Source organism: Embleya sp. NPDC020630 (assembly GCF_044334985.1).
In the GTDB taxonomy this organism is placed as follows: Bacteria; Actinomycetota; Actinomycetes; order Streptomycetales; family Streptomycetaceae; genus Embleya.
The window spans coordinates 1,038,569-1,064,795 of sequence record NZ_JBIRUB010000002.1 but is presented as its reverse complement, the minus strand read 5'-3'; the positions used below and the strand labels follow the sequence as shown (position 1 = coordinate 1,064,795).

Genomic DNA, 26,227 nt, shown 5'->3' with positions numbered 1-26,227 from the left:
CGGTCAGTCGCAACAACCCGCCGTCGCCGTCGGCGCGCCCACCGTGACCGGGGCGCCGATGCTCGGCATCCCGAGCAGTACGCCCGGGCTCGGCGCGGGGGTCGCGGTGCGGCGCTCCCACGCGTCGCCCGCGCGGGTGCGCCGGATGGCGAGCGGGGGGCGCTCGGCCAGCAGGTGGTGCGGCGCGGCGTAGGTGATCTCGACCGAGACCATGTCGCCGGGCCGCACACCGTCGGCCGGGTGCTCGAAGTGCACGAGCCGATTGTCCGGGGCGCGCCCGGACAGCCGCGCGGTGTCGTGGTCCTTGCGGCCCTCACCCTCGGCGACCAGCACCTCCAGGGTGCGACCGACCTGGGTGCGGTTCTCCGCCCAGGAGATCTCCTCCTGGAGCGCGAGCAGCCGCTGGTAGCGCTCGGTGACCACTTCCTTGGGCACCTGGCCGTCCATCGTGGCGGCGGGGGTGCCGGGGCGCTTGGAGTACTGGAAGGTGAACGCGGCGGCGAAGCGGGCCTCGCGCACCGTGTGCAGGGTCTGCTCGAAGTCCTCGTCGGTCTCGCCGGGGAAGCCCACGATGATGTCGGTGGAGATGGCCGCGTCGGGCATCGCCGCGCGCACCCGCTCGATGATCCCCAGGTAGCGGTCCTGTCGGTAGGAGCGGCGCATCGCCCGCAACATCGTGTCGGACCCGGACTGCAGCGGCATGTGCAGCTGGTGCATGACGTTCGGCGTCTCGGCCATCGCGGCGATCACGTCGTCGGTGAAGTCGCGCGGGTGCGGCGAGGTGAAGCGCACCCGCTCAAGACCGTCGATCCGCCCGCACGAGCGGAGCAGCTTGGAGAACGCCTCGCGGTCGCCCATGTCGGAGCCGTACGCGTTGACGTTCTGGCCGAGCAGGGTGACCTCGATCACGCCCTCGCCGACCAGCGTCTCGATCTCGGCGAGCACGTCGCCGGGGCGGCGGTCCTTCTCCTTGCCGCGCAGCGCGGGCACGATGCAGAACGTGCAGGTGTTGTTGCAGCCCACCGAGATCGCCACCCAGGCCGCGTAGGCCGACTCGCGGCGGGTGGGCAGCGTGGAGGGGAACACGTCGAGCGATTCCAGGATCTCGACCTGGGCCTCCTGCTCGACCCGGGCCCGCTCCAGGAGCACCGGCAGCGAGCCCACGTTGTGCGTGCCGAAGACCACGTCGACCCACGGCGCCTTGCGCACGATGGTGTCCCGGTCCTTCTGCGCGAGGCAGCCGCCGACCGCGATCTGCATGCCGGGGCGTTCGGCCTTCGCGGGCGCGAGATGGCCCAGATTCCCGTACAGCTTGTTGTCCGCGTTCTCCCGGACGGCGCACGTGTTGAAGACGACCACGTCGGCCGGCTCCCCCTTGGGCGCGCGGACGTAGCCCGCCTCCTCGAGGAGGCCGGACAGCCGCTCGGAGTCGTGGACGTTCATCTGGCACCCGTAGGTGCGGACCTCATAGCTTCGCGCAGTCATAACACCCGACAGGGTACGGGGTTTGCTTCCTGGCGTGTGTGGCCGACCTCCATGGCAATATCGCCGCCGTGCCCTCCTTGTCGTTCCTCCCCGTTTCCCTGCGCGACGCCTACGCGCGACGCCCCCGCCTGGTGCAGGCCGGGGTGGCGACGCTGCTGCTGTTCTGCCTGGTCGGGGGCTACCTGGTGCTCGGCAAGGACGACCGCCCGGCGCCGAGCGGGCCGGTCTCGCTGGCCACCGGGGTGCCGATGGGGGTGTACCACCGCTACGGCGAACTGCTGCGGCCCCGGCTGTCGGCGGACCTGGGCGTGCGGGTGAGCGTGGATTCCAGCGGGGGGTCGGTGGAGAACCTGCGTCGGGTGGTCGCGGGCGTGGACACCTTCGGCATCTCCACCGCCGACGCGGTGGCCGATCTGGGGCCGGGCGACCGGGACCAGTTGCGCGCGGTGGCACGGCTGTACGACGACTACGTGCAACTCGTGGTGCCGGTCGGCTCGCCGGTGCAGAAGATCACCGACCTGCGCGGGCGTCGGGTGGTGGTCGGGCTGCCCGGCTCGGGGGTGGAGCTGATCACCCGCCGGCTGCTGAGCGAGGTGGGCATGAGCGACATGGAGCAGGCCATCACCCCGGTGCGGGTCGGCATCGGCGAGGCCACCGAGCGGCTCAGGGACGGCACCGTGGACGCGTTCTTCTGGTCCGGCGGGCTGCCCACCGGCGCGGTCTCCGATCTGGCCGAGCACTGGCAGGTGCGGCTGGTGCAACTCGGCGACCTCGCGGGCAAGCTGCGCGACCGTTACGGGCCGGTGTACCGCGAGGCGGTGGTGCCGGCCGACGCCTATCCCGGCGGGACCGAGACGCCGACCATCGCGGTGCCGAATCTGCTGGTCACCCGGGCGTCGCAGGATCCGGAGCTGATCAGGCGGGTCACCGAGACGGTGATGGAGAACCGCGAGGCGATCGGACGCGAGGTGCACGCCGCCCAGTTGGTCGACCCGAGGACGGCGATCTTCACCGATCCGCTGCCGCTGCACACGGGCGCGCTGCGATGGTACCGATCGGTCAAACCCTGATGGGACAGATCGTGATGCCCAGGGCGTCGCGCGAACGGCTTCGATGGCACATGCTGGGTCGTGTCATCGTGTTCGGGACCGACATCTACGCTCTGAGCCTGTGGGCCAGACCGTGCGCGGTCCCCGAACCGACGCCGTGAGCCGACCGGGGGGAAGGCTGCACAGCATGTTCAGGGAGGCCCGCTTGCTCGGGAGGAGGGTGCGACCGCGGTGTCCGAGGGGGAGATCGGCCGAATACTGAACAATCGTTACCGGCTGAGCCGCAGTCTCGGCCGAGGCGGTATGGGCGAGGTCTGGCTGGCCGTCGACACCGCCCTCGGTCGCGAGGTCGCGATCAAGGAACTGCTGCTGCCCAAGTCGCTGGACGCGGGATCCCAGCGTTCGTGGCTGGAGCGCAGCAAGCGCGAGGCGATCGCGGCGGCCCGTATTCGCCACGAGAACGTGGTGACGGTGCACGACGTCTTCGAGGAAGACGGTTTGCCGTGGATCGTCATGGAATTGGTGATTTCGCGGTCGTTGGCCGACGTGATCCGCGCGGAGGGCCGACTCGACCACGCCGAGGCGGCGCGGATCGGCCTGGACGTACTGCGGGCGTTGCGCGCCGCGCACGCCAAGGGTGTGCTGCACCGTGACGTGAAGCCGGCCAACGTCCTGCTCGGCATGGACGGCCGGGTGGTGCTCACCGACTTCGGCATCGCCACCTTCGTCGACGCGCCGCAGGTGACCCAGTTCGGCGAACTGCTCGGCACGCCGGGCTATCTGGCGCCCGAGCGCGCGGAACAGTTCGCCCGGTCCCGCCCGAGCGTGCTCACCGACGACGCGAACGGGGACCACACGCTCGCCGACCGACCGGACGTGCTCGATCCCGCCTCCGACCTGTGGTCGTTGGGCGCGACGCTGTACGAAATGGTCGAGGGCATGGCTCCGTTCCGCCGGGCCTCGCCGGTGGAGGTGGTGGACGCGGTGGTCAACGCGGCGCCCGCGCCACCCCGGCACGCCGGTCCGCTGGAGCCGGTGATCATGGGCCTGTTGCGCAAGGACCCGATCCGGCGCCTGGACGCCAAGGAGACCGACGCGCTGCTGACCCGGGTGGTGCAGGACTCGGTACCGGTGACGTGGGGCGGTGATCCGCTGCCCCGCCGCGACGAGCGCGCCGATCGGGACGAGGACGTCGACGCGACCTTCGCGGGCGAGCCGCCGGCCGACGAGCCGTCCGCGCGCCCGGCGCGCCGGTCCCGTTGGTGGCGGCGTACCCGGATCGCGCTGCCCGCCGCGCTGGCCTTCCTGCTGGTCGCCGTCGGGGTGTCGTGGCTGGCGGTGGAGAACAACCGGGCCGAGGGCGGCACGCATCAGGCCGACCCGCTGGCGAACCTGCGCAAGAACTCGCCGACCTACCGGGAGATGGTGGCCCGGGGCCGGGTGATCATCGGGGTCAAGCCGGACCAGCCGGGGTGGAGCGTGCGCACCGGCGATCAGGCGTATCAGGGCTTCGACGACGACGTGGCCCTGATGATCGCCGAGGACCTGGGGTTCAAGGACCGCGTCACGTTCATGGACGTGGAGACGCAGAACCGCGAGTACCGGATCACCAGCGGCCAGGTCGACCTGGTCGTGGCGAGCTACACGATCAACGCGGTCCGCGCGCAGAAGGTCTCCTTCGCCGGGCCGTACTACATCGCCGGGCAGGACTTCCTGGTCCGCACCGACGATCCCGGGGTCAACGGCCCCGAGGACCTCGCGCACAGCTCGGTGTGCGTGGTGCGCGAGTCGACCTCGGCGCTGCGCATCCGCGGCGACTTCCCGACCATGCGGGTCGAGGAGCGCGGCAAGTACTCGGAGTGTGTGGACGAGTTGCTGGCCGGCAGGGTGCGCGGGGTGAGCACCGACGACGCGATCCTGTCCGGCTTCGTCGCGCAACACCCGGGGGCGCTGCGGATCCTGGGCCGGCCGTTCTCCGACGAGCCGTACGGAGTGGGCTTGAGCAAGGGCGACGTCGCGCTCGCCGAAGCCGTGTGCGGCGCGCTGAACCGGCACATCGCCAACGGCGACTGGCAGCGCGCCTACGACGCGCGGTTGCGCCCGCTGGGCCTGCCCCAGCCGCGCGCGCCGCAGTGCCGGGTGAACGAGTAGGCCGCCGACGGGGACGGGCCCGCGTCCGCCTTCCCGGCGGCCGGGCCCGCGCGGGTGAACCCGGCGCGCGGCGCATCGGACCCGGCTTCGGCGCCGGGGGGATCCCCTCTCGCGCGGCGCCGGTTCAGTCGGCCCTGGGCACCGTCAGCGTAACGGTGAGGCCGCCGCCCTCGCGCGCGGCGAAGTCGATGGTGCCGCCGCTCGCGGCGAGCAGCGTGCGGGCGATGGACAGGCCCAGACCGGACCCGTCCACGTTCTGGTGCCGGGGGCTGCGCCAGAAGCGGTCGCCCACCCGGCGCATCTCCTCGAAGGTGAGCCCGGGGCCGCGGTCGCTGACCCGGATCTCCACCTCGCCGCCCACCGCCGCGCACGCGACGGTGATCGTGCTGTCTTCCGGGGCGAACTTGAGCGCGTTGTCCAGGATCGCGTCCAGCGCGCTGCCGAGCGTGACCGGGTCCACGTTGCCCGTGAGCGCGAGCGGGCCCTCCTGTTCGAACCGCCGGGAGCGCGAGCGGGCCAGGGTCTGCCACGCGTCCACCCGCTCGTGCACCAGCGCCGCCACGTCGACGGCCCGCGCGGACGGGCGCGCGTTCTCGGCCAGTGCCAGTTCGAGGAGTTCGTCCAACACGCGGGTGAGCCGACGGCCCTCGTCCCGCACCCCCTCCAGGGTCTCGCCGTGTCCCGGCGGCAACGACAGGCCCAGTTCCTCGATCCGCAGGAGCAGCGCCGACAGCGGATTGCGCAACTGGTGCGAGGCATCGGCGGCGAACGCCCGCTGTTGATCCACCACGGTCTCCACGTGGTCCGCCATCTCGTTGAACGAGCGTGCCAGGCGCCGCAGTTCCGGCGGCCCCTGGGCGCCTGCCACACGCGCCCCGAGCCGGCCGGTGGCGATCTCGTGGGTCACCGAGTCGAGCACCCGCACCGGGCGCAGCACCCAGCCGGTCAGCCGGGTCGCGAGCAGCAACGCGGCCAGTACCGCGACCACTTCGCCGGCGAACAGAATCAGCCACACCTGCTGGATCTTCGAACGCATCCGACCGGTCGGCGAGTCGGTGAGCACCACCGCGACCACGTCGCCCCGGTGGATCACCGGCACCGCCACCACGATGCGATCGCGCTGCCAGGGCCACACCTGTCCGGGGTCGTCGCTGCGCCGTCCGGCCAGCGCCTCGGTGAACGCGGGCGAGCGCGGATCGACCCGAAATCCCTGATGGGACACGGCGATCGGCACACCGCGCCGGTCGAAGGCGCCGACCCGGATGCCGTAGACGGCCTCGTAGCGCTCCAACTCGGAGCGGAGCATGTCGAGGTCGACGGCGTCCGGTCCGGGCGGCACGCCGCCGTCGGTCTGCGCGCGCAGCGTGTCCGAGACCACGGTCAGCTGGGTGTCCGAAACGAAGCGGGTCAGGTCGTCCACGCGATCGCGGATCAGCTCCTGCTGATGCGCGGCGGCACGGGAGATGGCCAACGGGATGCCGAGGGCGATCAGCACCGCGGTCATCAGGGCGAGGAGCAATGCGAGCAGGCGGGTGCGCACGGGAACCGGTGACGATCCTTCGGGAAGCCGGTGGGATCAGGCCTCGGGGACGACACGGTAGCCCACGCCCCGCACCGTCTCGACGATCGCCGGGTTCCCGAGCTTGGAGCGCAGCGACGCGACGTGCACCTCCAGAGTGCGATTGTTGCCCGCCCAGCTGGTGTGCCAGACCTCGCTGATGATCTGTTCGCGGCGAAAGACCACACCCGGGCGCTGGGCGAGGAGGGCGAGCAGGTCGAACTCCTTGCGGGTGAGCACCACGTCGACGCCGCCGACGGTGACCCGCCGGGTGGCCGGGTCCAACTCGATGCCGCCGGGCCCCTTGGCGGGCGACGGGGTCTCCGCGGCGGGTGCGTCGCTGCGCGTACGCCTGCTCACCGCGTGTATTCGGGCCAGCAGTTCGCCGATGTCGTAGGGCTTGGTGACGTAGTCGTCGGCGCCCAGGTTCAGCCCGTGTATTCGGGATCGGATGTCCGCCCGCGCGGTCACCATGATCACCGGGACGTCGCACAGCCTGCGGATCCGGCTGCACACCTCGAAACCGTCGTGGTCGGGCAGCGAAAGGTCCAGGAGCACCACGTCGGGCACGTCGTCGAGCGCGGCGAGGGCCTCCTCGCCGGTGGTCGCGTGCCGCACGGTGAATCCGTGTCGGCCCAGCACCGCGCGTAGCGGCGCGGCGACACGCAGGTCGTCCTCAACGAGCAGGAGGCGCACGTGGTTCCTCACATCTGACGATCCGTTACCGACTCTTGACCTCAAGACAAGCTCAAGTGCACTGACTGGAGGGGTGCTGCCTGCCTTAGTGTCACGCACCACCCGGCCTCGCCGGGAGCCCTCGAACCCACCTGCCACCCGGTCGCGCAAAAAGATACGGGACGACTCTGGACGGAGCCCGCCATCGTGACGACGGATGCCTCTGACACCACACCGAAGCCGCCGGTGCTCACCAAGAGCGAAGTCGGCAAGGACGCCGTCCACCCCGGCGCACCCCTTGTCGTCTTGGAGAACGTCAACAAGCACTTCGGCGCCCTGCACGTGCTGCAGGACATCGACCTGACCATCCACAAGGGCGAGGTCGTCGTCGTCATCGGTCCGTCGGGATCGGGCAAGTCGACCCTGTGCCGCACGATCAACCGCCTCGAGGCGATCGACGGCGGCCGGATCACCATCGACGGCGCCCTGCTGCCGCAGGAGGGCCGCGAGCTGGCCCGGCTGCGCTCCGACGTGGGCATGGTGTTCCAGTCGTTCAATCTGTTCGCGCACAAGACCGTGCTGCAGAACGTCACGCTGGGCCCGCTCAAGGTTCGCCGCGAGAAGGCCGATGTGGTCACCCGCCGCGCGCACGAGCTGCTCGACCGGGTCGGTGTGGGCAGCCAGGCCGACAAGTACCCCGCCCAGCTCTCCGGCGGTCAGCAGCAGCGCGTCGCGATCGCCCGCGCGCTGGCCATGGAGCCCAAGGTGATGCTCTTCGACGAGCCCACCTCGGCGCTCGACCCGGAGATGATCAACGAGGTCCTCGAGGTCATGCGCGACCTGGCCCGCGAGGGCATGACGATGGTCGTGGTGACCCACGAGATGGGTTTCGCGCGCTCCGCCGCGAACCGGGTGATCTTCATGGCCGACGGCCGCATCGTCGAGGAGAACACGCCGGAGGAGTTCTTCAGCAACCCGCGCAGCGACCGGGCCCGGGACTTCCTCTCCAAGATCCTGCACCACTGAGCGCCGTCGGGCGCCCCCAGCCCGCCCGACGCCGCCGCGACTCCCGCTCCGCAGCCCGTGGTTCGGCCACCGCCAGGCCTGTTCCCCTTTTCCGAAGGACGTTGATCATGAAGATGCGCTCATCCGTGGCCGTCGCCGGCATCGCCGTGCTCGCCCTGTTCGGCACCGCGTGTGGCAAGGACGGTTCGCCCGAGGCCAAGACCCCGGCCGGTTCGACCGGCGGTTCGCAAGGTGCCCCCGGCGCGCCCGGCGGCGCCGCGCCCGAGCTGCCCACCTACACGCCCAAGACGGGTGTGGCGCTCACCGGCTCGAAGACGTTCGACGCGGCCAAGTCGCGCGGCAAGCTGGTCGTCGGCGCCAAGGAGGACCAGCCCTTCCTCGGCTCCAAGGACCCGGCCACCGGCAAGGTCTCCGGTTTCGACATCGAGATCGCCAAGATGATCGCGGCCGACCTCGGTTTCGGCCCGGACAAGATCGAGTTCAAGGCGATCGCCTCGACCAACCGCGAGAACGCCCTGGTCAACGGCGACATCGACTACTACGTCGGCACCTACAGCATCACCGACAAGCGTAAGCAGCAGGTGTCCTTCGCGGGTCCGTACTACATCGCCGGCCAGTCCCTCCTGGTCCGCAAGAACGAGACAGCGATCACCGGCAAGGACACCATCAAGGGCAAGACGGTCTGCTCGGCGAAGGGCTCGACCCCGCTGCAGAACCTCCAGACCAACTTCCCCGACACCACCACCCGCGTCTTCGACACCTACTCGCTGTGTGTCGAGAGCCTGCTCTCCAACCAGGTCGACGCGGTCTCCACCGACGACGCGATCCTCAAGGGCTACGCGGCCAAGGACCCGAAGGCGCTCAAGGTGGTCGGCGAGCCGTTCACCACCGAGAACTACGGCGTCGGCCTGAACAAGGACGACTCGGTCTTCCGCAACGCGGTCAGCGACGCCATCGAGGCGCACGAGAAGAACGGCGACTGGAAGAAGGCGTACGACGCCACCTTGGGCCTGTCCGGCTCGGCGGCCCCGGCCATCCCGGCGCTCGTCCGCTACTGATCGTCCGCAGTCCCGCGCGCCGGCCGGTCCCGGCTCCCCCTCGACCGGCCGGCGCGTGCCCCCTCCCGTCCCCGCCGCACCGGATCGTGGGCACGGGCCGTCACGCCAACCCCTGAACCCACGACCTCGGAGAGGAGGGCTCGATCACGATGCTCGAAGTGATCCAGGACAACTGGGACCTCTTGCGGCACGGCTTCGTCGGGACGCTCAAGCTGACCGTCGTCTGTGGGATCGTGTCGCTTCTGCTCGGCACGCTGATAGCCGCGTGTCGGGTCTCGCCGGTACCGCCGCTGCGCTGGTTCGGCACCACCTACGTCAATCTTTTCCGCAACACCCCCCTGACGCTGATCTTCTTCGCCGTCGCGCTCGGTTTCCCGAAGCTGCGCTTCAACTTCTCCTACTTCGAGTTCGCGGTCATCGCGCTGAGCACCTACACCGCCGCGTTCATCTGCGAGGCGATCCGCTCGGGCATCAACACCGTGCCGATCGGCCAGGCCGAGGCGGCCCGCAGCCTCGGGATGTCCTTCACCCAGACGCTGAGCCAGATCGTGCTGCCGCAGGCCGGTCGGGCGGCGGTCCCGCCGATCGGCAGCCTGCTGATCGCGATGGTCCGCAACTCGGCCATCGCCAGCGCCTTCAACGTCACCGAACTCATGGGCACCAGCGCGCAGATGGTCGAGAACGGCTACAAGTCGCTGTGGGTCCTGCTGTGGATCGCGGTCGGCTACCTGATCATCACCCTGTCCATGAGCGCCGCGCTGGCCGCGCTCGAAAAGAAGCTGGCGGTGGTCCGATGAGCCGCGAAGCGAGCGTGCTGTTCGACGTCCCCGGCCCCAGGGCACGTCGCCGCAACCTGATCATCGGCGTCGTCGGCAGTCTGGGTCTGGCCGCGTTCCTGGTCTTCGTGATCGTGCGGTTCAACGACACCGGCCAGTTCGAGTCGGCCAAGTGGGACCCGTTCCAGTACAACGGTGTCCAGCAGTTCATCTTCGACGGCCTCAAGGCCACGCTGAAGGCGTTCGCGCTGGCCGCGGTGTTCTCCATCGTGCTCGGCGCCTTCCTGGCCGCCGGCCGGCTCTCCGATCACAAGATCGTGCGCTGGGCCTCGACCACGTTCGTGACCTTCTTCCGCGCCATGCCGCTGCTGGTGCTGATCTTCATGCTCTACCTCGTCCCGGGCAGCCAGGGCTGGTGGAAGTGGGATCCGATGTGGCCGCTGGTGGTCGGTCTGACCATCTACAACGGCACCGTGCAGGCGGAGAACATCCGCGCCGGCATCCTGGCCGTGCCCAAGGGGCAGAGCGAGGCGGCCTACGCGCTGGGCATGCGCAAGACCCAGGTGATGACGATGATCCTGGTCCCCCAGGGCATCCGCACCATGCTTCCGACGATCATCAGCCAGATCGTGGTGACCCTCAAGGACACCTCGCTCGGCTTCCTGATCACCTACCCGGAACTGCTCGCGGCGGCCAAGCTGATCGGCGGCTACCAGGACTACAACATGCCGTTCATCCCGGTCACCATCATCGTCGGCACCATCTACGTGGCGATGTGCATGATCCTGTCGGCGTTCGCGACCTGGCTGGAGCGCAGGCTGCGCACCTCCCGCAAGGGCAAGCCGCCGACCGTCGTTCCGCCGACGCAGGCCGAGCAGTCCCTCGACAAGATGGCCATCGTCTGACCCGTCGAACCCGCCGTCCCACTCCCGCACCACCGACCGACGCCCCGCGGTGAACGCCACCCGCGGGGCGTCGCTTTGTCGTCCTAGGGCCCCGGTGCCGGATGATGGGCGACGAGTACGACACGTCTTGCAACACTTGGGGGGGCCACGATGGCGGGCAACGCTCCGCGCGCGGACTCGGTGATCATCGCGGGCGCCGGGCCCGCCGGTTTGGCCGCCGCACTGGCGCTGGCCGGGCGCGGGGTGCGCTCGGTGGTGCTCGACATGGGCAACGGCACGCCGCGCGCGGGTTCGCGGGCCTGCGCTCTGGAGGCCTCGACGCTGGCCTTCGTCTACGACCTGACCGGCACTCGGCTGGACGGCGCCGCCGAACCGTGGGGGGTCCAGCGCATCCGCCGTCGCGCTCGCGACGTGCCGCAGCCGGTGGCCGAGCCCGAGGCGCCCGTGCGCTACGGACTGTCCCAACAGCGGCTGGAGCGCGCCCTGTTGGACGCCGCGCACGCCAGTCCCCTGGTGACCACCGCGTGGCGCCACCGGATCGAGGGCGTCGAGCAGGACGAGACCTCGGTCACCGTGCTCGCCCGGGGTCCGGGCGGCCCGGTCAGGTTTCGGGCCCAGTGGCTGGTCGGCTGCGACGGGGCCCGCTCGGTGGTGCGCCGCGCGGTCGACGTGCGCTTTCCGGGCCGGCCGCGGGTGGACCGGCTGTTGTGCGCCGACGTGAAGGTACGGCTGCCGCGCCGGATCACCGCGACGGCGTTGGTGCCGCCGGACCCCTCGCTCGCCGACGAGCCCGCGAGCCCGGACCTCGGCGGACCGGCCACGCCGTGGTTGTTCGTCGACCCGCCGTTCCACCGCGGCGGCACCGTCCTGGCCCAGCCGCTGCCGGACGACGTGTGGCGGCTGACCTGGCAGTTGCCGATGGCGCACGGGGTGGCCAAGGCCGCCGAGGAGACCCGGGTGATCCCGGTGACGGGCGATCCGGCCGACCCCAAGCGCATCGCCGCGCGGGTGCGCTCGGTGCTGCGCACCCTCGACGCGCTCTCGCCCGAGCCCGACGCGTCCGAGGATCCCGCGCACGACCTGCTGTGGAGCGGCGAGTACGAGGTGCATCAGCGGCTCGCCCGACGATTTCGGGTCGGCCGGGTGCTGCTCGCGGGCGACGCCGCGCACCTGGTCCACCCATCCGCCGCCGACGCGGTCGAACTCGGCCTACAGGACGTGCGCAACCTGGCCTGGAAGCTGGCCTTCACGCTGCGGGGCTACGCGCCCATCCGGCTCCTGGAGACGTACCACGGCGAACGCCGGGGCGCCGCCCGCCGTCGGCTCGCGCTCGGCGAGGACGCGCTGCACTTCCTCGCGCCCGCGAGCCCGGCGCAGAAGGTGGGCCGCCGGCTGACCCTGATGGGCGCGCGCGGCAAGGGCACCACGCTGCGCCGGCTCGACCCGCGCGGGCCGGCGGCGAGCACGTCCGGCCCGGACTACACCGGCTCGCCGCTGCTCACCCCCGGGCCGGGTGTGGGCGAGTGGATCCGCGACGTCGAGGTGTTTCGCGCGGACGGCGCCGAGGGGTGGCTGAGCGAGTGCCTGGACCGCGGCCTGGTCGTGCTGCTGATCGCCCCCGGCATAGAGGTGTGGCACGGCGACGGCTGGCGCGAGGCGGGCCTGATGCCGAGGCTGCGCGGACGGCTGGACAAACTCGCCGCGCCCGCCGAGCTGGTGGTCACCCCGGACTATCCGGGCGCCACCGCCCACACGATCCTGCTCATCCGCCCCGACGGCTACATAGCCGCCCACCTGCCCCCCGAAAACCTGGACATCCTCGAGGAATCCATAGACCGAGCCCGCGGAGCCGGCCGCTGAAGCCACCCCGAACCGGCCCGCATGACCAAACCGGGAGCCCCGACTCTGCGAGGCGGCGTCAAAAAGGCCCCATGGCCTGCATGTTCGCAGGCCAGGGGGCCCTTGTTCGGGTGGGCGGCGGATGAGTCGGCCTCTACGCCGGGTTCTGTCTCCCGGGAGCCTTGCGGCGCCCGGGGAGGCGGCCATCCATCTACGACTGCCGTTGCCAACAGCCTCCAGCGGTCTACCCGCGAACTCGGGCGGGCCGCCCTCGAACGTTCGCGCAGAGCACGTTTCACGGTGCTCCTCTTGACCTTGCTCCGGGTGGGGTTTACCTAGCCGCCCGAGTCACCTCGGGCGCTGGTGGTCTCTTACACCACCGTTTCACCCTTACCGGTCGTCCGAGGACGCCGGCGGTCTGTTTTCTGTGGCACTGTCCCGCGGGTCGCCCCGGGTCGGTGTTACCGACCACCCTGCCCTGTGGAGCCCGGACGTTCCTCGGCGGAACCCTCCGAGGAGGAATCCCGACGCGGCCGCCCGGCCGACTCATCCGCCGTGTCGTCCATCCTAGCCGGGGCGAAGCGAACCCTTCGCCGGGTGCCGTCGGCCTCGGTGAGCCGCACCCGTACCCGCTCGCCCAGGCCCAGGCCCGCACCGTCGAAGCGGGCCCGGACGGCCGGCTCGGCGAGTTGTACCGTGCCGCCGTCGCCGCGCTCGTTGAGATCCACCACCACCGCGTCGAACACGTCGCCGACGTGGTCCGCCAGCACCACCGCCTCGACCAGGGAGACCGCCTCGCGCTCGACCTCGTGGGCCCGGCGATCGCCGGTCTCCATCGCCTTGGGCAACTCGTGCAGCCGCGCGCCCACCCACTCGGGCACCTCGACGCCCGCGACCAGCGAGACGCAGATCTCGCCCGCGTACCGGTCGACCAGGCGCCGCAGCGGCGCGGTCACGTGCGCGTACTCGTCGGCGACCGCCGCGTGCCCGGCCTGCTCGGGCGCACCGGCGTCGAACGCGGTGTAGCCGGCCCCGCGCAGCAGCCCGGTGGCCTCCTCCAGGAATGCGGCGTGCCGGGGGTTGTCGGGATCGAGCGAGCGGATCACCGCGCCGTAGGTGGCGCCCTCGGGCCACGCCACGTCGAGCGCGCGCCCGACCCGGCGGACCCGGTCGAGCGCCTCGGGCGCCGGTTGCGGCAGGGTGCGCAGGACGCCGATGCCCGCCCGGGTCATCAGGTCGGCCGCGGCGATCCCGGTGAGCAGCGAGATCTGCGCGTTCCAGCCCTCGGCGGGGAGCGGCGCGCGGTACTCCAGCCGCCACGAGTCGCCGTGCTCGACGATCTCCTGCTCCGGGATCGGCAGGCTCACCCCGCCGCGTTCGATCTCCAGCCCCTCGCGCAACCGGCCGATCTCGGCGAGCAGCGCCAGCGGCTCCGCCGCCGACCCGCTCTCGATCGCCCGCTGCACCTCCGGATAGTCGTAGCGGGCCCGGCTGCGCACCAGTGCGCGAAAGACGTCGGTGCCGACCAGGTCGCCGGACCCGTCCAGGTCGAGCACCCACACCACGGCCGGCCGGTCCCGACCCGGGAGCAGGCTCGCCGCGGCCTCGGACAGGGCCGGCGGATGCAGCGGGATGCGCTCGTCTGGCAGGTACAGCGTCTCCACCCGGCGCATGGTCTCCGCATCCAGCGCGCCGCCCGGGACGACCCACGCCGCGACGTCGGCGATCGCGTAGTGCACCCGATAGCCGCCGTCCCGACGGGCCAGGTGCATCGCCTGGTCCAGGTCCATCGACTCGGCCGGATCGATGGTCAGGAACGGCAGCCCGGTCAGATCCCGCCGAGTCAGCGTGGGCCCGCGCCGCACCGCCGCGTCGGCCTCCGCCAGCACCTCCGGGGCGAACGCCCCCGGCAACGCCAGATCGCTGCGCAGGCGGGCGAAACCCGCCCGTAGGAGATCACCGTCGGCGGACCTGATGTGGAGATGGCGACGAGGCACGAGTCGAGCTTAGGAAAGATCCGCTGCGCCGAGAAGGACTTTCCCGGCTTTTCGCCCGCGCGCCCGGAGCGCCGGCGGCGCCTTCCGTCCGGGTCGTCCCCATAAACTTGATCGTCGCCCCGCCGTCCGCAAACCCGGTCGGCCGCCCTGCCGTCCGCGTCGCTTGGAGTTGCGCCCGTGCTCGTGTTGTTGCCGCCCTCCGAGGGCAAGGCCGCCGCGGGGGCGGGCCCCGCGCTCGATCTCGCCGGTCTTTCGATGCCGGAACTGAACTCCGTGCGGCGGCAGGTGCTCGACTCGCTGATCACCCTGTGCGAGGGCGACGAGCGCAAGGCGCTGGAGGTGCTCGGCCTCGGCCCGAAGCTGCGCGGCGAGGTGCTGCGCAACCTCGATCTGCGCGAGGCGGCGACACTGCCGGTGGCCGGGCTGTACACCGGAGTGCTCTACGACGCGCTGGACCTGTCCTCGCTCACCGGCGCGGCGGCGGCGCGCGCGGCCGGTTCGATCCTGGTCTTCTCCGGGCTGTGGGGCGCGCTGCGCCCGACCGACCGGGTGCCGCCCTACCGCTGCTCGATGGGGGTACGGCTGCCCGGCATCGGCGCGCTCGCCGGCCAGTGGCGCGCGGTGACGGCGCCGGTGTTGCCCAGGCTCGCGGGCGACGACCTCGTCCTGGACCTGCGGTCGGCGGCGTACGCCGCGGCCTGGAAGCCGGTCGGCGCGGTGGCCGAACGCACCGCGACCGTGCGGGTACTGCACGAGCGGATCGTGGACGGGGTGGCCAAGCGCTCGGTGGTCAGCCACTTCAACAAGGCGACCAAGGGCCGGATCACCCGCGACCTGCTGGTCTCCGGCGCCGAACCGCGCAACCCGGCCGAACTCGCCGACGCGCTGCGGGAACTGGGCTGGACCGTGGAGACCGCCGAACCGAAGCAGGCGGGCACCCCCTGGGCCCTGGACGTCGTGGTCGCCGCGATCTGACCCCTCACCCCCGCCGTCCGACCCCTCACCCCTGCCGCCGAAACACCTCCCGCCCGGCCACCGTGCCGACGAACTCCCCGTGGAATTCCGGCCCGTCCCGGGTCAGCCGGGCCGTCACCACTACCGGCCGCCCGGATGGGGTGTGACCCGTACAGGTCACCACGATCGGCGGCCGGGACGTCGAGCCCCGGGTGTCACGGCAGTCGAGTTCGCCCGCGACGTCGACGCCGGCTCGCTTCAACTGCTCGACGGCGAAACGCTCCGCGGCCGAGCGGGTCACCGCGTCGGCAGCCCCGCCGATCCGATCCCCGGCCTCCCGGGTGCCCTGCTCGACGACCCTCCTGGCATCGTTTCCGGTGCACCCCACGGCAAGTGGCAAGAGGGCGATCGTGATCGCCGTCGATCCCACCTTGACAAAACCGGGGAGCTTCATGATCCTGACGCTTCCTCCGCAGACGGAAAACAAAGCATTTCGTCCTACTTTCGGACGATCCGCGCGTCACGTCAGACGGAGTGGACGACCCGACATCCATGGGGGATGAGTGAGTTACCCGCCGCCGCCCGGCCAGGACCCGAACCAGCCGTACGGCCAGCCCCAGTACGGGCAACCGCCCTATCCGGGTCAGGGCCAGGGCCAGGGCCAGTACCCCGGTCAGTACCAGCAGCCCCAGTACCCGCAGGGGCAACCGGGCCCGTACGGACAACCGCAATACCCCGGCGCCTACCCGCAGGGCGGCGGCTACCCGCCCCCGCCGAATCAGAGCCGCAAGGGTCTGTGGATCGGTGTCTCGGTGGTCGCCGTGCTCGCGATCGTCGGCGTGCTCGTCGCCGTGGGGCTGTCCGGCGACGACGACGACAAGAAGTCGACGGCATCCTCCACGTCGTCGGCGACCACTACAGGCACCCCGAAGCCGAATTCGCCGACCCCGACGGGCAAGGCGACCAAGCGCACCGTCGCGCCCGATCCCACCTCCGACGACGACGCGACCACCGGCCCCGGTCCCGGCACGCGCGGGCTGGGCGAGGACAACTTCCTCACCACGATGCACCGCCTGATCCCGGGCACGAAGTCGACGCCGGACGCCGACCTGATCTCGCAGGGCAAGCAGGCCTGCTCCGACCTCAAGTCGGGCAAGACCCTGCTCGACACCGCGATGAAGGTGACCGCGGTCAGCGGCGTGTCGGAAAAGGGCATGCTCGTCGGCGGCGCCATCGCGGCGTTCTGCCCGGACCAGTCGGGCAAGGTTTCCTGACCCGCCCCACCGCCCGAACGCCGGCCTGAAAACCGGCTCGGACCCGGATGATCCCGGCCCGCGAGGTGAACGAGTGAATCTCGCGGGCCGGGCGTTTCCCCTTCACGATCACGTCGTTGACCAGCATGCCGAACCTGGTCGGCACGCTACGTGGAGGAACGAACGCAGTGACGAACATGAAGAAGATCGCCGCCGTCGCGGCCATGGCCGGTGGCATCGCGGCCATGGGCGCCGGAATCGCCAACGCGAGCGCCGACGCGGACGGCGCGGCGGTCAACTCGCCCGGTGTCGTCTCGGGCAACAACATCGAGGCCCCCATTCACGTGCCGGTCAACATCTGCGGCAACACCGTCGACATCCTGATCGGCGTGCTCAACCCGACGTTCGGCAACACCTGCGTCAACGCCGGCTGACTCGCCGCCCCGGCCCGCCTCCTTGGTCGGTGGCCGGCGCAACCGCCCCGTTCTCGGTTCTCCGGGAACGGGGCGGTCGTCGTTGTGAGCGCGGCGCCGAACACAAGCGATCCGCGATGTACATTTCTCGCAGGCTCGCGACGTCTTACCCGTGCCATTCCGCGCCATTTCGCACTGGTCCGGTCATCTCCGAACCCGGTCGGCAGATGGGCGCGGGCGACCCGCGATGATGGGGATTGCCCGGACGGGTCTTCCGCGTTGTATACGCAGAGGCGCCGTGTGGGGCGCGCACGAAACGCACGCGGAAGAAGGGGTTCCATGGAGCGAATGGGCAGAATGGCCGGATGGCTGCGCCGTCGACCGCGTGAGGATCCGGACACCGTTCGCGACCGGCGGGCCGGACTGCTCATGGACGTGGTGGAGCGCGGTTGGCCCGTCTGTCCGGCGGCGCACCCGGTGGGCTTCGGCTGCTCCTGCGACCGGGTCGGCTGTCCGTCGCCGGGCATGCACCCGGTCTCCTTCGCCTGGCAGACCCAGGCGTCCACCGACCCCGTACAGGTGGCGCGCTGGCTGGAGCTGTATCCCGACGCCAACTTCGTGACCGCGACCGGCACGGGCCACGACGTGCTCGACGTGCCCGCGCGGGCCGGCGAGATCGCCCTCGCGGTGTTCGCCGAGCAGGGCATCGAGATCGGCCCGGTGGCCTCCTGCGGCCCCGACCGCACGCTGTTCTTCACCGCGACCCGAGGCACCCCCGCCGACGAGGACGAGTGGTGGCCCTGCGAGTTGGACTGCCACCCCGAGACGCTCGACGCCCACCCGGGGCTGCGCTGGCACTGCCGGGGCAGCTACGTCCTGGTGCCGTCCTCGCAACACCCCTCGGGGCAGCCGGTGCGCTGGATCCGCGGCCCCGAACTCGCGCTGCCCGACCCGCTGCGGGTGCTCGACGTCCTCACCGACGCGTGCGACACCGTGGGCGCCGCGGCGGCCGACGGACACTGGGCCTAGCGGCCGACGCCACGGCCGTCCGGTCGGCGACCGTCCCGCCGACCGCTCACTCGCCCTCGGCGCCGACCAGGCCGTACACCCAGCCGACCAGCTGCACCTTGCCACCGGCCTTCGGGACCACCGCGACATACTCCGAGAGCCGGTGCTCGGTGACCGACCGGCTCGGCTTGCCGGTCAGGAACGCGAGCGTCGACGGGTCCACGTCGCCGAGTCGGCGCGGGGGCTGCACGGTGAGCTTGATGCTGTGCTGGAGCGCGAACAACACCAGCGCGCCGCCGTCCGCGGTGCGCACCGCCAACGGCGGGAACTGCGCCGCCGGGCTGTCCACGGCCTGCCGGACGTAGCCGTCGCCGATCGGCTCGTCCCGCTGCTTGCGCAACTGCGCGGTGTACGGGTCGGGCCCGAACAACTCGGCGCGGGTCTTGCCGTCCTTGAGGAACTCGCTGAGGACGGGGGCCAGTTCGCCGGGCGAGGCGGCAAGTCCGGTGGCGGTGGGAGAGACCTGCTCCAGGTAGCCGGACGAATCCCGCTTCAGCTTGGGCAGTTCGCTCTGCAGCGTCGGCCCCCACGCCGCCTGCCACACCGCGTCCGGGCCCGCCCGGAGGAAGACCAGGAACTGCGGCTTGGCGTTGTTGAAGTTCGGGGTGTTCTGCACGGCGAACCACTTGGGCCAGCCGATCACCTTCGGGATCAGGAACTCCGGCCGCTCGTGCAGGATCGGGGCCCGGCCCAGATTGCCGTTCGGGTCGGTGAAGGCGAGGATGCGCAGACCGGCCTGGTCGAGCACGCCGAGCGAGCCCGTCTCGGCCCGTGCGTTGAGCGGGAGATCGCGGTTCGCGTACGCCTGGTTGTTCTGCACCTCGTACTCGTGCAGCACCTTGGCGGCCTCGTGCTTGTCCAGCGCCGCGACGGGCGTGCTCGCGCCGCTGACGGTGACACAGCCGGTCGCGGCGAGCGCGATCGCGAGCAGGGCGGCGACCGCGGCCGGCATGCGGGATATGCGCATCGGTAGTCGGCAACTCTTCCGGGGGAGCGGGCAGGAGGAGATCTCGCGAAACCATACTGCCCGCACCCCGCGACACACCGCGCCCGCCCGGCGGGTGCGGCAGGACACGCCCTACGCCAGGGTGAGGATCTCGGCCCCGGTGTCGGTGACGACCAGCGTGTGCTCGAACTGGGCGGTGCGCTTGCGGTCCTTGGTGACCACGGTCCAGCCGTCGTCCCACATGTCGTAGTCGTGGGTGCCCAGGGTCAACATCGGTTCGATGGTGAAGGTCATCCCGGGCTCCATCACGGTGGTCGCCCGCTCGTCGTCGTAGTGCGGGATGATCAGGCCGGAGTGGAACGAGCTGTTGATGCCGTGGCCGGTGAAGTCGCGCACCACGCCGTAGCCGAAGCGCTTCGCGTAGGACTCGATGACCCGGCCGATCACGTTGATCTGCCGACCCGGCTTGACCGCCTTGATGCCCCGGTTCAGCGCCTCGCGGGTGCGCTCGACGAGCAGCCGCGACTCCTCGTCCACGTCGCCCACGAGGTAGGTCGCGTCGGTGTCGCCGTGCACGCCGCCGATGAACACGGTGACGTCGATGTTGACGATGTCGCCGTCCTCGAGCCGGGTGGTGTCGGGGATGCCGTGGCAGATCACTTCGTTGATCGAGGTGCAGATGGTCTTCGGGAAGCCCCGGTAGCCCAGGCAGGACGGGTAGGCGTGGTGGTCGAGCACGTACTCGTGGGCGACCTTGTCCAGTGCGTCGGTGCTCACCCCGGGCGCGATGTGCGCGGCGGCGGCCTCCATGGCGCCCGCCGCGATCCGCCCGGCGATCCGCATGCGCTCGATGGTCTCGGCGTCCTGCACCTCGGGCCCGGTGTACGGGGTGGGGGCCGGCTTGCCGACATACTCCGGCCGCGGGATGTCGGCGGGTACGGAGCGGATGGGGGTCGGCTTACCGGGTACGAGAATCGCCATAACCAGCGAGTGTAGCCGGCGCCGCGACCGAGCCGGCGGGTGATCCGGTCGGCGACGGCATCGAGTGGGTGGAGGACGGCCGTGAGGTTCAGACTGTGGCGCAGGCCCGAGGGTCGCGCCGGCGAGTGGTACTACTGCATCAAACACGGCAAGGTCGAGGAGGGACCCGACTGTCCGGCCCGCGACCGGCTCGGCCCGTACGCGAGCCGCGCCGAGGCGGCGAACGCGTTGGAGACCGCCAAGACCCGCAATCAGGCGTGGGAGAACGATCCGCACTGGAACGACCCCGGGCGCCGCTGACCGGGCGTACGGCGCGCGGCGGACGGGTCACTCGGCGGGTTCGGGTACCCGTCCGCCGCCGACGGTGAGCACCCCGGGCAGTTCGGACAGGCCCGACACCAGCTCGCCGGGTTCGCCCGGCCCCTCCAGGAGCAACACCACCGCCGCGGCCCTCGGTTCGGTCGCCGCGACCTCGCCGGCATCCTCGACGGGCTCGCGCTCGCGGTTGTGCACGGAGACGTCCACCACGGTGAATCCGGCGCCGGTACAGGCCACCAGGACCGCGGACAACACGCCGTGTCCGGGCAGGTAGGAGACCCGGATCTCGGCCGCCCGGTCCCGGGGGCCGCCGATCCGGCGGATGATCGGCGGATAGCCGTAGACGACCACGAAGTGCAGCGTGGTGACCCCGATCGCCAGGTACGGCAGGCCCGCGCCGCAGGCCATGCCGATCGCACAGGTGAGCCAGACCACCGCGGCCGTGGTGAGGCCGCGCACGGTGTCGCGGCGGACGAAGATCAGGCCGCCGCCGATGAAGCCGATGCCGGAGACGACCTGCGCGGCGATCCGGGAGGGGTCCCAGCCGACGTGGCCCGCGGGCAACACGTCGGCGAAGCCGTACTTGGAGATCTCCATGAACAGCGTGGTGCCGACCCCGACCAGCGCGTGGGTGCGCAGTCCCGCGCTCTTCTGCCGCACCTCGCGCTCGACGCCGATGACGCTGGAGAGCACGAAGGAGAGCATCAACTCGGAGAACTGGGTCCACCCCTGACTCGCGCCGACCCCCTCCGACCACGCCGCCAGGGTCGTTCCGGAATGCACGCGCCCACCTCCTCCGCCCGGGACCGGGGTCCCGGGGCTGCTCGATCTTCTTCCTCTGCTCGCACGCTATGACTCCATACGGAGCAATGGGTCACGGCCGAGGTTCGGATACCGCGATCGAGGGAGGGGTGGGCGACGGGAAATCAGGCGCGCGAGCGAGCCGTGGTGCGCGTGCGCGAGGCGGTCGTCCGGGTCACGGCCTTACGCGGACGCGACGTGGCCGTCTTGGATACGGCCTTTCGGGGACGCGAGCCGGCCGTCTTGGATACGGCCTTTCGCTGGGACGCGGCCTTTCGGGGACTCGATACCGCCTTTCGGGTACCGGATACCGCCTTTCGAGGACGCGAGGCGGTCGGTTTGGACACCGGGCGCTTTCGCATGGCCGCGGGCGCCGCCGGGGCGTCGACCGTACGGTCGTCGACCGTTTCGGTGTCGCCGTTGCGCTGGATGTAGCGAAGTGCGGTCAGCGCCTCGCGCTTCGTTTCATAGGACGCGGACTTGATGACCGTCGAACCGTTGGCGGCGGTCAGCACGAATCCGAACTTGCCGGAGCGTCCCTTGGTGACGATGAATTTGGCCGGCACGACATCTCCTTGGGAGAGAAGAGAAAGTTTTCTCCTCCACGGAAACATGGTTCGTCCTGGTTGTCATATATAAGGGCTATTTACGGGTGAATCGGCCTCCGCAGCCGAAAACCACTGTGACGTCGACTGCATCCGGGCGCGGACCCCGTGTTCTCTTCGGTTTCGGCCGGCAGGATCGCGCCCATGACAACCCCCTCGTCCCCCAAGCGTGACCCGCGCGACCTGCCGAACATCGACGATCTGGTGGTCGGCGTCCTCGGCGGCACCGGTGAGCAGGGCCGCGGCCTCGCGTACCGTCTGGCCGTCGCCGGCCAAAAAGTGATCATCGGCTCGCGCAGCGCCGACCGTGCCGCGTCCGCCGCGGCCGAACTCGGCGCCGGCGTGCGCGGCGCCGACAACGCCACCTGTGCGGCCGAGAGCGACATCGTGATCATCGCCGTGCCCTGGGAGGGCCACCGCGATCTGCTGCTCTCCCTCACGGGCGAGCTGGCGGGCAAGATCGTGGTCGACTGCGTGAACCCGATGGGCTTCGACAAGCAGGGCGCGTTCGTGCTCGACGTCGAGGAGGGCAGCGCCGCCCAGCAGGCCGCCGCCGTGCTCCCCGACTCGACCGTCACCGCCGCCTTCCACCACGTGTCCGCGGTGCTGCTGCTCGACCCGAACGTGGAGTCGCTCGACACCGACATCATGGTGCTCGGCGACAAGCGCGAGGCCACCGACGCGGTGCAGGCACTCGCGTCGCGGATCCCCGGCATGCGCGGGGTGTACGCCGGCCGGCTGCGCAACGCGAGGCAGGTCGAGGGGCTGACCGCCAACCTGATCTCGACCAACCGCCGCTACAAGGCACACGCCGGACTGCGTGTCACCGACGTGTGAGCCGGCCCGGCCACGCCCGCCGGTGCCCGTCCGGCGCACGACGGCGTGCGGCCCCGCGCATCCGAGGATGTGGGGGCCGCACGCCGTTCGTGCTTTTCGGGGCCGAAGCCGAGGCGCCTGGAGATCGCCCCGGATCGCCCGGGGATCAGACCTGGGCGGCGCTCCAGGTCTGGAGCGGGCGGGTGACCAGCTCGCCGGCGCCGTTGTCGATGGCGTCCCGCAGGCCGCCGAGCACGTGGGCGACCATGCCGGCGGTGACCGGGTCGGTCAGCACATGCTGTACGTCGGCCTCGACGCCGAGCCGGGTGTGCACCTCGGGCACCGCGATCTCCGGGCCGGAGACGACGAAGTTGCCCAAGTCCCGCAGCAGCGCCTTGAGCTGGATCAGCGCGCGGATGCCGCCCTGGGGGCCGGGCGAGGCGGAGATCGCGACGATCGACTTGCCGGTCAGCACGCCCTGGGCGTACGGACGCGAGGCCCAGTCCAGCGCGTTCTTGAGCACACCCGGGAGGCTGCGGTTGTACTCGGGGGTGGTGATGATCAAGCCGTCGGCCTCGGCGATCGCCTCGCGCAGGCGCACCACCGTGGCGGGCGGGTTCGGCTCCAGGTCCTGGTTGAAGTGCGGCAGTTCGTCGAGACCCTTGAACACCTCGATCTGCATGCCCTCGGGCGCGAACGGCTGGAGGGCGTTCAGCAGTGCCGTGTTGAAGGACTCGGCGCGCAGCGAACCGGAGATGGCAAGGATGCGGGACATGGGTTCCTCCATGGATGGAGAGAGGGTGCCGGGTGGGGCGCGGCAGCAGGTTGTTGAACGTTTAACAATGTAGCGCGGGCTTGTTGTGGATTCAACTTCCGATTGCCGAGCGGGTACCGGGTGGGTGCCGATCGGGCGGTCGTCGGGGGCGACAATGGACCCGCGTCGCGCCGGAAAGCGCCGCGACCGAGGTCCGTCCGCACCCGTCTGGAGCCCCCGCCATGCCCCGCATCGTCGTCCTCGCCGTGATCGTGTGCGTGCTGGCGCTCGCCGCCGCCGTGGTGGCCTTCGTCAACGGGAGCTGGCTCGGCCTGCCGTTCGTGCTCCTCGCCGCGCTCGACGGCAACATCGCGTTCTACTACCTGCGCCGGCAGCGGGTGCGCCGTGCGCGCGACCTCGCCGCGCGGGCCTGATCCCCGCCGCCCGATCCCCGCTCCCCCACCGCCCGCCTGCCGTCCCCCGTAAGGGTGGACGCCGGTGCCGGATGGCGTGTCGGCATCGAATTCGAACAAAGGTTCGGGCTACGCTTCGATCCGACGTTGTCCACAGGCGTGCGCCGGTCGTGCCTCGGTGTCGGTGCGACGGGTTAGCGTTCAAGGTGTGAAGCGAACACCACAGACCGGCAAGGCGGCATCCATGGCTGGACAGGATCGCGAGAAGGCGCTCGAAAACGCCCTCGCCCAAATTGAACGGCAGTTCGGGAAGGGCTCGGTGATGCGCCTCGGCGACGAGGTGCGCGCACCGATCGAGGTCATTCCCACCGGCTCGATCTCGCTCGACGTGGCGCTGGGCATCGGCGGGCTCCCGCGCGGCCGGGTCATCGAGGTCTACGGCCCGGAAGGCTCCGGCAAGACGAGCCTCGCGCTGCACGCGATCGCGAGCGTCCAGCGGGCCGGCGGCATCGCGGCCATCGTCGACGCGGAGCACGCGCTCGACCCGGAATACGCCAAGAAGCTCGGCGTCGACACCGACGCCCTCCTGGTCTCCCAGCCGGACACCGGTGAGCAGGCGCTGGAGATCGTCGACATGCTGACCCGCTCCGGCGCGGTCGACATCATCGTGATCGACTCGGTGGCGGCGCTCGTGCCGCGCGCCGAGATCGAGGGCGAGATGGGCGACTCGCATGTGGGTCTCCAGGCCCGACTGATGAGCCAGGCGCTGCGCAAGATCACCGGTGCGCTCAACCAGACGAACACCACCGCGCTGTTCATCAACCAGCTGCGCGAGAAGATCGGCGTGATGTTCGGTTCGCCGGAGACCACGACCGGTGGCCGGGCGCTGAAGTTCTACGCCTCCGTCCGCCTCGACATCCGGCGGATCGAGACCCTCAAGGACGGCACCGAGGCGGTCGGCAACCGCACCCGGGTCAAGGTCGTCAAGAACAAGCTCGCGTCGCCGTTCAAGCAGGCCGAGTTCGACATCCTCTACGGCATCGGGATCAGCCGCGAGGGCGGCCTGATCGACATGGGCGTGGAGCACGGCTTCGTGCGCAAGTCCGGCGCCTGGTACACGTACGAGGGCGACCAGCTCGGTCAGGGCAAGGAGAACGCGCGCAAGTTCCTCCGCGACAACCCCGACCTCTCCGACGAGATCGAGAAAAAGATCAAGGAGAAGCTGGGCGTCGGCCCGCGGGTCGACGCACCGGCGGAGGCGGAACCCGAGGAGGGCTGAGTCCGTGGTTCGCCCTGCCGGCGAGTGGTCGAACACGTGGGGAGACGGGTCCGCCGACGGATCCGTCTCCCCAGCCGCCCGGCCGCCCGTCGACCCCGCCGAACTGCGAGCCGCGATGGCCGCCATCGAGGCCGCCGCCCCCTCGGGCACCGGCACCGGGGCCGGCGGCACACGCGGTGGTGGCGGCGGGCGACGCGGTGCTCCGGGAGCCGGCACCCGCCGGACGCGCGCGGCGCGCCGTGACCCAGGGGAGCACGAGGCGGGCGAACAGCATCCGATCGACGACGGCTCGGGGGCCGACGTCACGGGCACGGACCGACGCGCTCGCGGTCGTGGGACCGGGAGTGGTCGGGCCAAACGCGACAGGCGGGCCGGGACTCGGGGCCGGGCCCGTCGTGACACCGAGGACTCGGAGCGGCCGGCCGACGAGGACGTCGACGCGGCTCCGGAACCGCTCGCCGATCCGGAGGCGACGGCGCGGGCGATCTGTCTGCGGCTGCTCACCGGGCGGGCACGCACCCGGGCCCAACTGGCCGACGCGCTGCGCCGCCGGGAGGTACCCGACGAGGTCGCGGAATACGTACTGGGCCGCTTCACCGACGTCGGTCTGATCGACGACACGGCCTTCGCCGACGCGTGGGTGAGCACCAGGCACACGGGCAAGGGGCTGGCCCGACGGGCCCTGGCCCAGGAACTTCGCCGGCGCGGGGTGGACGCGGTCGTGGTCGACGAGGCGGTCGCGCAACTGGAACCCGAGCAGGAGTTGGAGACCGCCCGGGCCCTGGTCGCCCGCCGGTTGCCGGGCACGCGCGGTCTGGACCGGGACAAGCGAATCCGCAGGTTGGCGGGCATGCTCGCACGCAAGGGATACGGCGAAGGGCTGGCCATCCGCGTCGTCCGCGAGGCGCTCGATCACGAGGCCGAGGCCGACGAGAACGACGACCCGGCCGAGACCCCGTGGCGCGCCTGGGACGGGCCGGCCTGATCCGGCCCCCCGCCACGTCGCACGGTGACCTAGCCTGGGAGCGTTGTCCCAGCCGTCGGGGCGTCACGAGCGTGTCCGTCGGCACCGTTGCGCTCCAGCCGTCCGCTTGAAGGGCCATCCGC

24 protein-coding genes, 1 other RNA gene and 2 pseudogenes are annotated in these 26,227 nt (G+C 71.1%); 16 read left to right on the top strand and 11 right to left on the bottom strand.

The window, feature by feature from the left end:
• Positions 1–3: 3 nt before the first annotated feature.
• Entirely contained in the window at positions 4–1,485 is a 1,482-nt protein-coding gene (gene miaB / locus ACH4XV_RS10810) for a tRNA (N6-isopentenyl adenosine(37)-C2)-methylthiotransferase MiaB (protein ID WP_395788403.1), read from the bottom strand.
• 68 nt (positions 1,486–1,553) lie between these two features.
• On the opposite strand from miaB, the gene ACH4XV_RS10805 reads away from it, so the two are divergent.
• Together ACH4XV_RS10805 and ACH4XV_RS10800 are read left to right on the top strand one after the other, a co-directional pair.
• Positions 1,554–2,555 carry a TAXI family TRAP transporter solute-binding subunit gene (locus ACH4XV_RS10805; protein WP_395788401.1) on the top strand — a complete coding sequence of 334 codons (1,002 nt, stop codon included), beginning with the start codon at positions 1,554–1,556 and terminating at the stop codon, positions 2,553–2,555.
• Positions 2,556–2,765: 210 nt separating this feature from the next.
• Positions 2,766–4,685: a bifunctional serine/threonine-protein kinase/glutamate ABC transporter substrate-binding protein gene (locus ACH4XV_RS10800; RefSeq protein ID WP_395788399.1), complete on the top strand. Its 1,920-nt coding sequence runs from the start codon at positions 2,766–2,768 to the stop codon at positions 4,683–4,685.
• Between the two features lie 124 nt (positions 4,686–4,809).
• Here the strand turns inward: ACH4XV_RS10800 and ACH4XV_RS10795 are convergent, their stop codons facing one another.
• Complete coding sequence (locus tag ACH4XV_RS10795; protein ID WP_395788397.1) at positions 4,810–6,225, bottom strand: ATP-binding protein; 1,416 nt, start codon at positions 6,223–6,225, stop codon at positions 4,810–4,812.
• A 36-nt stretch (positions 6,226–6,261) separates the two neighbouring features.
• On the bottom strand, positions 6,262–6,939 hold the full coding sequence (locus tag ACH4XV_RS10790) for a response regulator transcription factor (RefSeq protein WP_395788688.1): 678 nt from the start codon (positions 6,937–6,939) through the stop codon (positions 6,262–6,264).
• A gap of 225 nt (positions 6,940–7,164) precedes the next feature.
• On the opposite strand from ACH4XV_RS10790, the gene ACH4XV_RS10785 reads away from it, so the two are divergent.
• From ACH4XV_RS10785 to ACH4XV_RS10765, 5 genes are all read left to right on the top strand, one after another.
• Positions 7,165–7,944 carry an amino acid ABC transporter ATP-binding protein gene (locus ACH4XV_RS10785; RefSeq protein WP_126641699.1) on the top strand — a complete coding sequence of 260 codons (780 nt, stop codon included), beginning with the start codon at positions 7,165–7,167 and terminating at the stop codon, positions 7,942–7,944.
• Between the two features lie 107 nt (positions 7,945–8,051).
• A complete protein-coding gene (locus ACH4XV_RS10780) occupies positions 8,052–9,002 on the top strand; it encodes a glutamate ABC transporter substrate-binding protein (protein ID WP_379995929.1) in 951 nt (316 codons plus the stop codon).
• A 149-nt stretch (positions 9,003–9,151) separates the two neighbouring features.
• Positions 9,152–9,799 (top strand): amino acid ABC transporter permease, encoded by a 648-nt coding sequence (locus tag ACH4XV_RS10775; protein ID WP_395788395.1) that lies wholly within the window; start codon positions 9,152–9,154, stop codon positions 9,797–9,799.
• Positions 9,796–10,683, top strand: coding sequence for an amino acid ABC transporter permease (locus tag ACH4XV_RS10770; RefSeq protein WP_395788393.1), 888 nt, complete (start codon positions 9,796–9,798; stop codon positions 10,681–10,683). The genes ACH4XV_RS10775 and ACH4XV_RS10770 overlap by 4 nt, the downstream gene beginning before the upstream one ends.
• Before the next feature lie 150 nt (positions 10,684–10,833).
• Entirely contained in the window at positions 10,834–12,543 is a 1,710-nt protein-coding gene (locus tag ACH4XV_RS10765; RefSeq protein WP_395788391.1) for an FAD-dependent monooxygenase, read from the top strand.
• 118 nt (positions 12,544–12,661) lie between these two features.
• Here ACH4XV_RS10765 and rnpB read toward each other — a convergent pair.
• Together rnpB and ACH4XV_RS10755 are read right to left on the bottom strand one after the other, a co-directional pair.
• Positions 12,662–13,071: RNase P RNA component class A (rnpB, locus tag ACH4XV_RS10760), an RNA gene on the bottom strand.
• Positions 13,072–13,103: 32 nt separating this feature from the next.
• Positions 13,104–14,312 (bottom strand): annotated as a pseudogene (locus ACH4XV_RS10755) (RNB domain-containing ribonuclease); the annotation flags it as partial.
• Positions 14,313–14,696: 384 nt separating this feature from the next.
• Here ACH4XV_RS10755 and yaaA point away from each other — a divergent pair.
• The gene (gene yaaA, locus ACH4XV_RS10750; RefSeq protein ID WP_395788389.1) at positions 14,697–15,494 is read left to right on the top strand and encodes a peroxide stress protein YaaA; all 798 of its coding nucleotides are present in this window, start codon (positions 14,697–14,699) and stop codon (positions 15,492–15,494) included.
• A gap of 25 nt (positions 15,495–15,519) precedes the next feature.
• Here the strand turns inward: yaaA and ACH4XV_RS10745 are convergent, their stop codons facing one another.
• Positions 15,520–15,873: a hypothetical protein gene (locus ACH4XV_RS10745; RefSeq protein WP_395788387.1), complete on the bottom strand. Its 354-nt coding sequence runs from the start codon at positions 15,871–15,873 to the stop codon at positions 15,520–15,522.
• Between the two features lie 163 nt (positions 15,874–16,036).
• Between ACH4XV_RS10745 and ACH4XV_RS10740 the strand changes: the two genes are divergently transcribed.
• From ACH4XV_RS10740 to ACH4XV_RS10730, 3 genes are all read left to right on the top strand, one after another.
• On the top strand, positions 16,037–16,747 hold the full coding sequence (locus ACH4XV_RS10740) for a DUF732 domain-containing protein (protein ID WP_395788385.1): 711 nt from the start codon (positions 16,037–16,039) through the stop codon (positions 16,745–16,747).
• Positions 16,748–16,872: 125 nt separating this feature from the next.
• The gene (locus ACH4XV_RS10735; RefSeq protein WP_395788383.1) at positions 16,873–17,160 is read left to right on the top strand and encodes a chaplin; all 288 of its coding nucleotides are present in this window, start codon (positions 16,873–16,875) and stop codon (positions 17,158–17,160) included.
• A 318-nt stretch (positions 17,161–17,478) separates the two neighbouring features.
• The gene (locus tag ACH4XV_RS10730; RefSeq protein ID WP_395788381.1) at positions 17,479–18,168 is read left to right on the top strand and encodes a bifunctional DNA primase/polymerase; all 690 of its coding nucleotides are present in this window, start codon (positions 17,479–17,481) and stop codon (positions 18,166–18,168) included.
• A gap of 46 nt (positions 18,169–18,214) precedes the next feature.
• Here the strand turns inward: ACH4XV_RS10730 and ACH4XV_RS10725 are convergent, their stop codons facing one another.
• Positions 18,215–19,174 carry a hypothetical protein gene (locus ACH4XV_RS10725; RefSeq protein ID WP_395788379.1) on the bottom strand — a complete coding sequence of 320 codons (960 nt, stop codon included), beginning with the start codon at positions 19,172–19,174 and terminating at the stop codon, positions 18,215–18,217.
• Positions 19,175–19,285: 111 nt separating this feature from the next.
• Positions 19,286–20,134 (bottom strand): type I methionyl aminopeptidase, encoded by an 849-nt coding sequence (gene map / locus ACH4XV_RS10720; RefSeq protein WP_379995904.1) that lies wholly within the window; start codon positions 20,132–20,134, stop codon positions 19,286–19,288.
• An 81-nt stretch (positions 20,135–20,215) separates the two neighbouring features.
• On the opposite strand from map, the gene ACH4XV_RS10715 reads away from it, so the two are divergent.
• Entirely contained in the window at positions 20,216–20,434 is a 219-nt protein-coding gene (locus ACH4XV_RS10715) for a hypothetical protein (RefSeq protein ID WP_395788377.1), read from the top strand.
• Between the two features lie 27 nt (positions 20,435–20,461).
• Here the strand turns inward: ACH4XV_RS10715 and ACH4XV_RS10710 are convergent, their stop codons facing one another.
• Together ACH4XV_RS10710 and ACH4XV_RS10705 are read right to left on the bottom strand one after the other, a co-directional pair.
• Positions 20,462–21,235 (bottom strand): MgtC/SapB family protein, encoded by a 774-nt coding sequence (locus ACH4XV_RS10710; protein WP_395788375.1) that lies wholly within the window; start codon positions 21,233–21,235, stop codon positions 20,462–20,464.
• A gap of 143 nt (positions 21,236–21,378) precedes the next feature.
• Positions 21,379–21,819, bottom strand: coding sequence for a YegP family protein (locus ACH4XV_RS10705; protein ID WP_395788373.1), 441 nt, complete (start codon positions 21,817–21,819; stop codon positions 21,379–21,381).
• 183 nt (positions 21,820–22,002) lie between these two features.
• Between ACH4XV_RS10705 and npdG the strand changes: the two genes are divergently transcribed.
• Positions 22,003–22,695 (top strand): NADPH-dependent F420 reductase, encoded by a 693-nt coding sequence (gene npdG / locus ACH4XV_RS10700; RefSeq protein ID WP_101897013.1) that lies wholly within the window; start codon positions 22,003–22,005, stop codon positions 22,693–22,695.
• 145 nt (positions 22,696–22,840) lie between these two features.
• On the opposite strand, the gene ACH4XV_RS10695 is transcribed toward npdG, so the two are convergent.
• Complete coding sequence (locus ACH4XV_RS10695) at positions 22,841–23,449, bottom strand: NADPH-dependent FMN reductase (RefSeq protein WP_395788371.1); 609 nt, start codon at positions 23,447–23,449, stop codon at positions 22,841–22,843.
• 221 nt (positions 23,450–23,670) lie between these two features.
• Here ACH4XV_RS10695 and ACH4XV_RS10690 point away from each other — a divergent pair, with 221 nt between their 5' ends.
• The 3 genes and pseudogenes from ACH4XV_RS10690 (at position 23,671) to ACH4XV_RS10680 (ending at position 26,105) form a co-directional block, all read left to right on the top strand.
• Positions 23,671–23,862 carry a hypothetical protein gene (locus tag ACH4XV_RS10690; RefSeq protein ID WP_078975031.1) on the top strand — a complete coding sequence of 64 codons (192 nt, stop codon included), beginning with the start codon at positions 23,671–23,673 and terminating at the stop codon, positions 23,860–23,862.
• A 223-nt stretch (positions 23,863–24,085) separates the two neighbouring features.
• Positions 24,086–25,099 (top strand): annotated as a pseudogene (gene recA, locus ACH4XV_RS10685) (recombinase RecA); the annotation flags it as partial.
• 136 nt (positions 25,100–25,235) lie between these two features.
• On the top strand, positions 25,236–26,105 hold the full coding sequence (locus ACH4XV_RS10680; RefSeq protein WP_395788686.1) for a regulatory protein RecX: 870 nt from the start codon (positions 25,236–25,238) through the stop codon (positions 26,103–26,105).
• The last annotated feature ends 122 nt before the right edge of the window (positions 26,106–26,227 follow it).